This is a genomic window from Pseudomonas abietaniphila (assembly GCF_900100795.1).
Taxonomy (GTDB): domain Bacteria; phylum Pseudomonadota; class Gammaproteobacteria; order Pseudomonadales; family Pseudomonadaceae; genus Aquipseudomonas; species Aquipseudomonas abietaniphila.
Map to the genome: position 1 here is coordinate 389,598 of NZ_FNCO01000005.1, position 10,192 is coordinate 399,789.

10 protein-coding genes and 1 tRNA gene are annotated in these 10,192 nt (G+C 59.1%); 2 read left to right on the plus strand and 9 right to left on the minus strand.

Going from position 1 to position 10,192, the window contains the following annotated elements:
• Positions 1-47: 47 nt before the first annotated feature.
• From BLS87_RS12790 to queA, 7 genes are all read right to left on the minus strand, one after another.
• Positions 48-1,289, minus strand: coding sequence for an OprD family porin (locus BLS87_RS12790; protein ID WP_074752849.1), 1,242 nt, complete (start codon positions 1,287-1,289; stop codon positions 48-50).
• Between the two features lie 218 nt (positions 1,290-1,507).
• A complete protein-coding gene (locus BLS87_RS12795; RefSeq protein ID WP_074752850.1) occupies positions 1,508-2,050 on the minus strand; it encodes a glycine zipper 2TM domain-containing protein in 543 nt (180 codons plus the stop codon).
• Positions 2,051-2,168: 118 nt separating this feature from the next.
• The gene (gene secF, locus BLS87_RS12800; protein WP_074752851.1) at positions 2,169-3,080 is read right to left on the minus strand and encodes a protein translocase subunit SecF; all 912 of its coding nucleotides are present in this window, start codon (positions 3,078-3,080) and stop codon (positions 2,169-2,171) included.
• Between the two features lie 9 nt (positions 3,081-3,089).
• On the minus strand, positions 3,090-4,958 hold the full coding sequence (secD, locus tag BLS87_RS12805; protein ID WP_074752852.1) for a protein translocase subunit SecD: 1,869 nt from the start codon (positions 4,956-4,958) through the stop codon (positions 3,090-3,092).
• 62 nt (positions 4,959-5,020) lie between these two features.
• The gene (yajC, locus tag BLS87_RS12810) at positions 5,021-5,359 is read right to left on the minus strand and encodes a preprotein translocase subunit YajC (protein ID WP_062383548.1); all 339 of its coding nucleotides are present in this window, start codon (positions 5,357-5,359) and stop codon (positions 5,021-5,023) included.
• Positions 5,360-5,414: 55 nt separating this feature from the next.
• A complete protein-coding gene (gene tgt, locus BLS87_RS12815; protein WP_167362058.1) occupies positions 5,415-6,530 on the minus strand; it encodes a tRNA guanosine(34) transglycosylase Tgt in 1,116 nt (371 codons plus the stop codon).
• A gap of 14 nt (positions 6,531-6,544) precedes the next feature.
• Positions 6,545-7,624 (minus strand): tRNA preQ1(34) S-adenosylmethionine ribosyltransferase-isomerase QueA, encoded by a 1,080-nt coding sequence (gene queA, locus BLS87_RS12820; RefSeq protein WP_074752854.1) that lies wholly within the window; start codon positions 7,622-7,624, stop codon positions 6,545-6,547.
• Positions 7,625-7,732: 108 nt separating this feature from the next.
• Between queA and BLS87_RS12825 the strand changes: the two genes are divergently transcribed.
• Together BLS87_RS12825 and BLS87_RS12830 are read left to right on the plus strand one after the other, a co-directional pair.
• A tRNA-Leu gene (locus BLS87_RS12825) sits at positions 7,733-7,817 on the plus strand.
• 169 nt (positions 7,818-7,986) lie between these two features.
• Complete coding sequence (locus tag BLS87_RS12830) at positions 7,987-9,246, plus strand: tyrosine-type recombinase/integrase (RefSeq protein WP_074752855.1); 1,260 nt, start codon at positions 7,987-7,989, stop codon at positions 9,244-9,246.
• Here BLS87_RS12830 and BLS87_RS34625 read toward each other — a convergent pair whose 3' ends face one another.
• Positions 9,247-9,621 (minus strand): ubiquitination-like system serine protease family protein, encoded by a 375-nt coding sequence (locus BLS87_RS34625; RefSeq protein WP_074752856.1) that lies wholly within the window; start codon positions 9,619-9,621, stop codon positions 9,247-9,249. It lies immediately after the preceding gene.
• The gene (locus BLS87_RS12840) at positions 9,618-10,043 is read right to left on the minus strand and encodes a cell wall hydrolase (RefSeq protein ID WP_074752857.1); all 426 of its coding nucleotides are present in this window, start codon (positions 10,041-10,043) and stop codon (positions 9,618-9,620) included. The genes BLS87_RS34625 and BLS87_RS12840 overlap by 4 nt, the downstream gene beginning before the upstream one ends.
• Positions 10,044-10,192 lie beyond the last annotated feature (149 nt).

Sequence of the window (10,192 nt, forward strand, 5' to 3'; positions counted from 1 at the left end):
AGTGCCGAAGATGAGCGTTATTGGGAAGGTGATAAAAGCTTCGGCACTCAGAGCAGCGGCAGCGTGTAGCTGACGATGACGCGGTTCTGGTCGATGTTGTTGCCGCCGTTACTGCGGTAAGTACCGTTGCGCCATTTCAGTTCGAGGTTTTTCAGCGCGCCGCTCTGGAACACGTAGGCAATGTCGCTGTTGCGTTCCCACTCGGTGCCTTCTTTGTTGCCGCGAGCGAAGTTGTCGCCCTGCAGGTAGCGCGTCATGAAGCTCAAGCCGGGCAAGCCCACCGCTGCAAAGTCGTAGTCGTAACGGGCCTGCCATGAGCGCTCCTCAGGGTTGGCGAAATCTGGAGAAATCATCACGTAATTGACGAGGAAGGAGTCGGTGCCCGCCAGGTGCGGAAACCCGGTTTCGCCGTTCATGCGTTGATACGCCACGCCAAAACCATGGCCTGCGACGCTGTAGGTGAACTTCGCGCCCACGGCGGTATTGTCGACATTGGTATTACCATCCTTGAGCGAGCGCGCGTAACGCAGGTCACTCTTGAATGACTGCGACTCGCTCAGCGCAAAGCTGTGAACCAGCGTCACGATGTGCTGCTTGTAGTTGTTTTCAAGCCCCCCGTAGTTGTAAGACGTGGTCAGCCCCTTGCTCCAGTTGTAGCTCGCGCTGGCGAAGTCGAACTTGTCGCTGGGACGACCGCCCTTGAGGCCCTTGCCATCGGCCTCAATGTCTTCGTGCCCGCTGTCGTTGCGCTCGGTGTTGCTGGTCAGGCGGCCGACGTTGAGGGTCATGTCGGCGATGTCTCTGGACGTCACCTGCGCACCCCGAAAGGTCTGCGGCAACAGACGGCCGTCGTTAGGGAGTACCGTCGGCAATCTCGGCAGCAAGGTGCCGACCCGCAACACACTCTTGGAGATTCGCGCCTTGGCGGTCACGCCTGCGCGGCCGTAGTCATCCGGGGCCTTTTCATCCCCGACCGGCAGCAGTCCGCTGTTGCGACGATCGGGACCGGAATCCAGCTTCAGACCGAACAGGCCGATGGCATCGACACCGAAGCCGACCGTGCCGTCGGTAAACCCCGACTCATAGTTGAGGATCAGGCCCTGGGCCCATTCGTCACGCTTGGACTGGCTGGCGCCGTCCTGTCGGTAGTCGCTGTTGAAGTAGAAATTGCGAAGTTCGAGATCAGCTTTGCTGTCCTCGAGAAAACCGGCTTCGGCGAAGCCAGGAAACGCCAGGGTCAGCCCGAAGGCAGCCGACGTGAGGCCAAGAGCAACAGGGCTTTTATGCATTTTTATTCCCGTGTGTCATCGCTGATTTTTATTAGATTTATCGTGCGAGCCCGACGACGCGTCCGTCGCGGGGCCACGGAGAAAAGCTTACGCGGCGAGATTGGCGATTAAAAATATATAGTTACTACCCATTCAATACCTTATGGATATGAAGAAAATTAGGGCAAAAAAACGCCCCAACCAGTGGGGCGTTTTTTGAAGCGAGGCAGCAGTCAGGCTTACTGAGCCTGGCTCAACTCCAACTGGCCGTCCTTGTTGACCGGAATCTGGCTGCCCGGATCACGATCCATGCGCACCTGGCCAACCTTGTCGTTCAACTTGTACTTCACGTTGTAGCCCACGACTTTGTCGCTGATGTCGTTGACCGTGTTGCAACGACTTTCAGTGGTCGTGTAGGTGTCGCGGTTCTGCATGCCTTCCTGAACCTTGTTACCGGCATAACCACCACCGACGGCACCGGCAACGGTCGCGATCTTCTTACCGTTACCACCACCGACCTGGTTGCCGAGCAGACCACCGGCGACGGCACCGATGACACTGCCGACGATCTGGTGCTCGTCCTTGACCGGCGCGCGGTGGGTGACCGCGACGTCTTTGCACACCTGGCGTGGCGTTTTGATCTGTTCTTTTACAGGCTCGACGGCGAGCACTTCTGCGTACTCTGGGCCGTTTGATTTTACGAGGCTATAGGTGGCCAAAGCGCCACCGGCGGTGACACCGACAGCACCCAATACTGCACCAACTAGCAACGACTTGTTCACGTGAACCTCCTGGCGATATTCGGCGCAATTGCTCGCGCTACTCCCAGCCTTGGAGCACAAAAAAAGGCGCGAGTTCACACTCGCGCCTTTTCACATGATGACCGGTCCGAAAAGCTCGTTACGGACGGTCGTCCACCTTGTCAGTGGTCACGGGTGGAAGCAGGTCTTCAACGCGCAGGTTCAGCCAGATCAACACCACGTTCGCGATGTAGATCGAGGAGTACGTACCGGCCAGAACACCGATGAACAGCGCAACGGAGAACCCGTGCAGGCTGTCGCCACCGAAGACCCACAGCGCGACGATGGCCAGCAAGGTGGAAATCGACGTCGCCATGGTGCGCAACAGGGTCTGCGTGGTCGAGATGTTGATGTTCTCGATCAGCGAGGCCTTGCGCAGCAGACGGAAGTTCTCACGAACCCGGTCGAATACCACGATGGTGTCGTTGAGCGAGTAGCCGATGATCGCGAGCACCGCTGCCAGTACCGTCAGGTCAAACGTCACCTGGAAGAACGACAGGATACCCATGGTCACGACCACGTCGTGGATCAGCGAAACAATCGCGCCAACCGCGAACTTCCACTGAAAGCGGAAGGCCAGGTAGATCAGTACGCCGCCCAACGCGAGCAGCATGCCGATACCGCCTTGGTCGCGCAGCTCTTCACCGACCTGAGGGCCGACGAACTCGACACGCTTGACCGTCACAGGGTTGTCAGCGCCGGTCTTGCGCAGCGCTTCGGCCACCTGGGCACCCAGTTGTGGATCTTCGCCCGGCATCCGCACGAGCAGGTCGGTGGTCGCACCGAAGCTCTGCACGATGGCCTCGTGGTAGCCCGAAGAAACCAGCTCCTCACGCACCTTGCCCAGATCGGCAGGACGCTCGTAAGTCAGTTCGATCAGCGTACCGCCGGTGAAGTCCAGACCGAAGTTGAGCCCTTTGCTGAACCAGCTGAACAGCGCCAGTGCGGTAAGGAGCATGGTGATGGCGAACGCAACGTTGCGAACGCCCATGAAGTTGATGGTACGTTTCATGGCAGCCCCTTAAATCCACAACTTCTTGAAGTCACGACCACCGAAAATCAGGTTGACCATTGCGCGGGTCACCATGATGGCTGTGAACATCGAGGTAAAGATCCCGAGCGACATGGTCACCGCAAAGCCCTTCACGGGGCCTGTGCCCATCGCGAAGAGAATGCCGCCGACCAGCAGCGTCGTCAGGTTGGCGTCGAGGATCGCGGTGTAGGCGCGGTCGAAACCTTCGTTGATCGCACGCTGCACGGTCATGCCATTGGCGATCTCTTCACGAATACGCGAGAAGATCAGCACGTTGGCGTCCACCGCCATGCCCATGGTCAACACGATACCGGCGATACCCGGCAGGGTCAGTGTTGCACCCAGCAGCGACATCAGCGCCAGTAGCATGACCATGTTGAAGGCCAGCGCGACGGTCGCGATCAAACCGAAGAAACGGTAGATGGCGAGGATGAACAGCGAAACGAACAGCATGCCCCAGAGCGATGCGTGAACGCCCTTGGTGATGTTGTCGGCACCCAAGCTCGGGCCAATGGTGCGCTCTTCAGCGAAGTACATCGGCGCAGCCAGACCACCGGCACGCAGCAACAGCGCGAGCTCGGAAGACTCACCCTGACCGTTCAGGCCGGTGATGCGGAACTGAGCACCCAGCGGCGACTGGATGGTCGCCAGGCTGATGATCTTCTTCTCTTCTTTGAAGGTCTGAACCGGCACGTCTTTTTCGACGCCGTTCACCATCTGCTTGGTGTAGGTGGTGGTCGGTTTCTGCTCGATGAAGATCACCGCCATGCTGCGACCGACGTTGGCGCGGGTGGCGCGACTCATCAGGTCACCACCGTGACCATCGAGCTTGATGTTCACCTGTGGACGGCCGTGTTCGTCGAAGCCAGCCTTAGCGTCGGTCACCTGGTCACCGGTGATGATCAGACCCCGCTCAACCGCAGCTGCCGGACGACCGCCTTCGCGGAACTCGAACATTTCAGTGGTGGCCTTGGTGTCATCGGGGCCTGCGCCCAAACGGAACTCAAGGTTGGCGGTCTTGCCGAGAATACGCTTGGCTTCGGCAGTGTCCTGCACGCCTGGCAGTTCAACGACGATGCGGTTGGCACCCTGACGCTGAACCAGTGGCTCGGCCACACCCAGTTCGTTGACCCGGTTACGCACAGTGGTCAAGTTCTGCTTGATCGAGTATTCGCGAATCTCGGCGACCTTGGCCTGGGTCATCGCCAGACGCAGGATCGGCATCTCACCACGATCGCTCATGGTGATATCGAAATCGGTGTAATCCTTGCGGATCAGGGCACGGGCCTGTTCGCGGGAATCGGTGTCACTGAAACCCAGCTGAATGGCAGTGCCGTCTTGCGGCAAGCTGCGATAGCGCACTTTTTCCTTGCGCAGAAGGCTCTTCACTTCGCCTTCATATACATTCAGACGAGCGCTGAGCGCCTTGTCCATGTCCACTTCGAGCAGGAAGTGCACGCCGCCGGAAAGGTCCAGACCCAGCTTCATCGGGCTGGCGCCAATGCTGCGCAGCCACTTGGGCGTGGTTTGTGCCAGGTTCAGTGCAACGACGTAGTCGTCACCCAGCGCCTTGCGCGCGACATCCTTGGCGGGCAGCTGGTCTTCCTGTTTGGTCAGACGCAACAAACCGCCCTTGCCATTCTCGGCCAGAGACGCGCCCTTGACCGCGATGCCAGCATCGGTAAGCGCCTTGCTTACGCGATCCAGATCAGCCTGAGTGACTTGCAACGCGGTGCTTGCGCCGCTGACCTGAACGGCCGGGTCATCAGGGTAGAGATTGGGTGCGGAATAAATAAAGCCGACCACTAGCACTGCCAGGATCAGGATGTATTTCCACAGAGGGTATTTGTTCAACATCACGCCGCCTGCTTATAACGCGGGGCGCCTTGCGCGCCCCGTCGATTGGTAAAAGACTGGAATCAGATGGCTTTCAGAGTGCCCTTAGGCAGGGTGGCAGCGATGGCGCCCTTCTGGATCTTCAGCTCAACGGTGTCGGACACTTCGATTACCACGAAATCGTCAGTCACTTTGTTGATCTTGCCCGCGATACCGCCGGAAGTGACAACTTCGTCGCCCTTCTGCAAGTTGCCCAGCAGGTTCTTCTGCTCTTTGGCGCGCTTGGCCTGTGGACGCCAGATCATCAGATAAAAGATGACCAGGAAGCCGACCAGGAAGATCCACTCAAAACCCGAACCTGCCGGGCCAGCGGCCGCAGGTGCCGCGGCGTCTGCCATGGCATTGGAAATGAAAAAGCTCATTTAACACTCCAGTTGCATAATTTTAATAATAAGAAGCGGTAAGACCGGATGTCATTCAGTCCAGCGGCGGCACGGGAAGCCCGCGTTTGGCATAGAACGTGTCGACAAAGGCGGCCAATGTACCCTGTTGAATAGCCTCGCGCAAACCAGCCATAAGCAGCTGGTAATGCCGCAAATTGTGGATCGTATTGAGCATGCTCCCCAGCATTTCGCCGCACTTGTCCAGGTGATGCAGATAAGCGCGGGAGAAGTTCTTGCAGGTGTAGCAATCGCAGGTCGGATCCAGCGGCGATTCATCGTGGCGATGAAACGCGTTACGAATCTTCAGGACACCGGTGTCGATGAACAGATGACCGTTGCGAGCATTGCGCGTAGGCATCACGCAGTCGAACATGTCGACTCCGCGGCGCACACCTTCAACCAGGTCTTCCGGCTTGCCTACACCCATAAGGTAACGAGGTTTTTCAGCCGGCATGCGCCCTGGCAGATAGTCCAGCACCTTGATCATTTCGTGCTTGGGCTCGCCCACCGACAGGCCGCCAATGGCCAGGCCGTCGAAGTCGAGCTCGTTCAAGCCTTCCAGCGAGCGCATGCGCAGGTTTTCATGCATGCCGCCCTGGACGATGCCGAACAGTGCCGCGGTGTTTTCGCCGTGGGCGACTTTCGACCGCTTGGCCCAACGCAGCGACAGCTCCATGGAGGTGCGCGCGACGTCTTCGTCCGCCGGGTACGGCGTGCATTCGTCGAAAATCATCACGATGTCCGAGCCCAGATCACGCTGGACCTGCATCGACTCTTCCGGCCCCATGAACACTTTGGCGCCATCCACCGGGGAGGCGAAGGTCACGCCCTCCTCTTTGATCTTGCGCATGGCGCCCAGGCTGAACACCTGAAAACCGCCGGAGTCGGTCAGAATCGGCCCTTTCCACTGCATGAAATCGTGCAGGTCGCCGTGGCCCTTGATCACCTCGGTGCCCGGACGCAGCCACAGGTGGAAGGTGTTACCGAGGATGATCTGCGCACCCGTGGCTTCGATATCCCGAGGCAGCATGCCCTTGACCGTACCGTAGGTACCGACCGGCATGAACGCCGGGGTTTCGACCACGCCACGGGGAAAGGTCAGACGACCACGACGAGCCTTGCCATCAGTGGCCAACAGCTCGAACGACATACGACAGGTGCGACTCATGCTTGATCCTCTGAGGCCGCGTCCACTGGGTCAGAATCCTCAGGGGCAGTCGGCGCGGGATTGCGGGTGATGAACATGGCATCACCGTAACTGAAGAAGCGGTAACCGTGCTCCACCGCCGCCGCATAGGCCGCCATGGTTTCCGGGTAACCGGCGAAGGCCGAAACCAGCATCAACAGCGTGGATTCAGGCAAATGGAAGTTGGTGACCAGGGCATCGACCACGTGAAACGGCCGCCCAGGATAGATGAAGATGTCGGTGTCACCACTGAACGGCTTGAGCACGCCATCGCGCGCGGCGCTTTCCAGCGAACGCACACTCGTCGTACCGACCGCGATCACCCGACCGCCACGGGCGCGACACGCCGCAACGGCATCGACCACGTCCTGCGTGACCTCGAGCCATTCGCTGTGCATGTGGTGATCTTCGATACGGTCTACGCGCACCGGCTGGAACGTCCCCGCGCCCACGTGCAGCGTCACGAACGCCGTCTCGACGCCCTTCTCGGCAATCGCATCCATCATCGTCTGATCGAAATGCAGCCCCGCCGTCGGCGCCGCCACCGCACCGGCACGCTGCGCGTACACGGTCTGATAACGCTCGCGGTCGGCGTCGTCGTCCGGGCGATCTATATAAGGAGGCAGCGGCATGTGCCCGACGCGCTCCAGCAACGGCAGCACCGGCTCGGCAAAGCGCAGCTCGAACAACGCATCGTGGCGCGCGACCATCTCGGCCTCGCCACCGCCATCGATGAGGATCGTCGAACCCGCTTTAGGCGACTTGCTGGAGCGCACGTGAGCCAGCACGCGGTGCTGATCGAGCACTCGCTCCACCAGAATTTCCAGCTTGCCGCCCGAGGCTTTCTGCCCGAACAAACGCGCCGGAATCACCCGGGTATTGTTGAAAACCATCAGATCGCCGGGGCGCAAATGCTCCAGCAAATCAGTGAATTGGCGGTGTGCCAGCGCGCCGCTTGGCCCGTCGAGGGTCAGCAAACGGCTGCTGCGTCGCTCCGCCAAAGGATGGCGAGCGATCAATGAATCAGGGAGCTCGAAGGTAAAGTCAGCGACACGCATGATGGGGTTCGTCTAGCAGGGCCGGGAAGTTTAGCCGAATAAGTGAAAATTGACCATGAAACATGATTGACCAACGGTAGGAGCGTCTCTATACTTCGCCGCCATTGAGCCCTGATGGCGGAATTGGTAGACGCGGCGGATTCAAAATCCGTTTTCGAAAGGAGTGGGAGTTCGAGTCTCCCTCGGGGCACCAACCGTATGTTTCCACATGCACCAGCATGGTCGCGAAACGCAATGAAACCGCCACTTTCGGCGGTTTTTTTGTGTCTGCATGATCCCTCATGCAGCAGCATGATTCTTGATGCCGTGTATGGTGTCGTGTATGGTCGATTTCAACTCGAACTTTCCCATACACGGATGTCATGAAACGCACAGACATAAAGCGCCGGCCGCTCGCCGATACCGTGCTCGCCTCCCTCGAACCAGAAGCCAAGGAATATCGTGAAACCTACGGGGTGGATCGGATCTATTTTGTGGTCGCGCCAAACGGCCGGAAGCGGTGGGAGCTCAGATTCAAGAAGGAAACTGGCAGCTGGTCCTTCATGGGCCTGGGCGGTTATCCCGAGGTTTCTGCAAAGAAGGCCCGCGAAAAAGCTCAGGATGCGATCAAGCTGATCGAGCGCGGTGTCGACCCTGTGGCTAACAAGACGGCCGCTGCGACTGCTGAGGTGATCGCAAAGCGGAACACCTTCCGCGCGTCCGCCGAAGCCTGGTATGAGAAGAAGACCAAGGAAGGGCTCGCCCAGTCCACTTTGGAAAAGGTCCGTACTTACCTCGACAGCGATATCCTGCCAGCGCTAGGTGACAAGCAGCTCGACGAAATCAACCGTAAAGACTGCGCAGCTCTGCAGCTTGCATTCGAGAAGCGCGACGCCCACAACGTGGCAAAGAAGGCACGCGGCTGGCTGAACAAAATTTTCAGCTTCGCGATCGCCAGCGGCCTTACCGAGAACAACCCAGCGAGCGAACTCCTCGCCGTGGCCACCCCGCCGCCGGCGACCGAGCAGTACCCGCATCTGCTCGAGCATGAGTTGCCCGATTTCCTGCGCGCGCTGAGAAAGTCCACCAGCAGGAAAATCTCACTGACCGCTGGCTGGATGTGCCTGTATACGGCCAGCCGCCCGGGCATGGTCCGTTTCGCAGAATGGTCTGAACTCCAACTGGATGATGCGCTGTGGGTGATCCCCGCCAGCAAGATGAAGATGCGCCGCGACCACGTCGTGCCGCTCTGCACTCAATTGGTGGCGATGCTGCGCGACCTCCACGAATCAACTGGCCAGAACAAATGGGTTTTCCCTGGCACGGGAAATCGCACGCCGGTTATCAGCGAAAACACGATCGGGAAGGTCTACGCGCAGGTTGGCTATAAAGGAAGGCTGGTCGGGCATGGGACTCGGCATACGGCAAGCACACTGCTGCGCGAGCACGAATGGCAGAAGGATTTTGTCGAGGCGATGCTCGCGCACAAGGAGGAAGGCGTGGCGGGGGTTTACAACAAGGCAGGGTATCTGAAGCAGCGGCGGGAAATGATGCAGTGGTACGCGGATTATCTCGACTCTCTTGAGACTTGCACGACCCCGAAGCCGGGGCCTGGATTTAAGGTCAGGCAGATGCCTGCATAACTACCACGCTTCCCAGGCTTTACTCCACTCTGGCAGGTCGACAGTCTTCCCTGCCATAGAGTGCGTGCAATCGCCCAAGTACTGTATGCGCCCATCGGTCACGAATGAGTGGCAACTCAACGGCCGCGGCTGAACGTGGCCGCCTGCAGTCAGCGTTGCATACTCTTCTTCGGTTAGATGGTGAACACCTGTTACGTGCACCGATGGCGTGAAAGTCGGCAGGTCCGGATTGCCGTTGTAGCCCCAATTCGGTCCGGGAGTGTTGGGCGAATTGACCCTTATGCTGTGTGGGCCGTTGCAACCAGGACAGAAAAACCAGATCGATCCGTCCGCACCCTGCCCCAGGCATCGGCCCAGTATTTTTATTTCGCTCATGGGACGTCCTTGAAGAATATGTGATTCCCGAGCGTGAGCGTTTTCTTCGCGCCGTTCGCCCACTTCGGCGCCGACGGCATGCTGGTCGCGTAATAGTGGGTAGCCCCACTGGTTGGGTCCGCAACCTTTCCGTCGATCACCTGGTCAGCAGCAATGCGGCACTGCGCCAGCTCGCGGAACGGGATCTGCTTCGCGCCCGTCAGGTACGGTTGATTCGGGTCGCCCTTGTTCCAGCAGCTGAACTGGTAGGGCTTCTGGCACACACCAGCGTAGCCCTCGCCCCACCACGACTTCTCCTTGCCGTCCTCGACCCGGTTCCGGATCGACCAGGCCACGGCAACCATCCCCGCCAGCCCTTCCCCGCGCGCTTCGCCGTAAAGTGTTCTTGCCAGCACGTCGCGATCTTTCTCGGTTACATCCATTACATTTCTCCAGGCAAAAAAATACCCGCTCAATGGCGGGCCTTTGATGGCAGCTACCTCAACCAGGCTGAACCGGGCGGAACGCTGAATCGGGGTAGTGCTCCGCCCCATCCTTCCATGCGCGCACTTTGGTTCGGTAATCGCGCCAC

Coding starts and splice junctions, on each gene's coding strand:
- BLS87_RS34625 (WP_074752856.1), bottom strand. CDS start 9,621: ATGAGCGAAATAAAAATACTGGGCCGATGCCTGGGGCAGGGTGCGGAC.
- secF (WP_074752851.1), bottom strand. CDS start 3,080: ATGAAACGTACCATCAACTTCATGGGCGTTCGCAACGTTGCGTTCGCC.
- BLS87_RS12830 (WP_074752855.1), top strand. CDS start 7,987: ATGAAACGCACAGACATAAAGCGCCGGCCGCTCGCCGATACCGTGCTC.
- tgt (WP_167362058.1), bottom strand. CDS start 6,530: ATGTCGTTCGAGCTGTTGGCCACTGATGGCAAGGCTCGTCGTGGTCGT.
- BLS87_RS12840 (WP_074752857.1), bottom strand. CDS start 10,043: ATGGATGTAACCGAGAAAGATCGCGACGTGCTGGCAAGAACACTTTAC.
- yajC (WP_062383548.1), bottom strand. CDS start 5,359: ATGAGCTTTTTCATTTCCAATGCCATGGCAGACGCCGCGGCACCTGCG.
- BLS87_RS12790 (WP_074752849.1), bottom strand. CDS start 1,289: ATGCATAAAAGCCCTGTTGCTCTTGGCCTCACGTCGGCTGCCTTCGGG.
- secD (WP_074752852.1), bottom strand. CDS start 4,958: ATGTTGAACAAATACCCTCTGTGGAAATACATCCTGATCCTGGCAGTG.
- queA (WP_074752854.1), bottom strand. CDS start 7,624: ATGCGTGTCGCTGACTTTACCTTCGAGCTCCCTGATTCATTGATCGCT.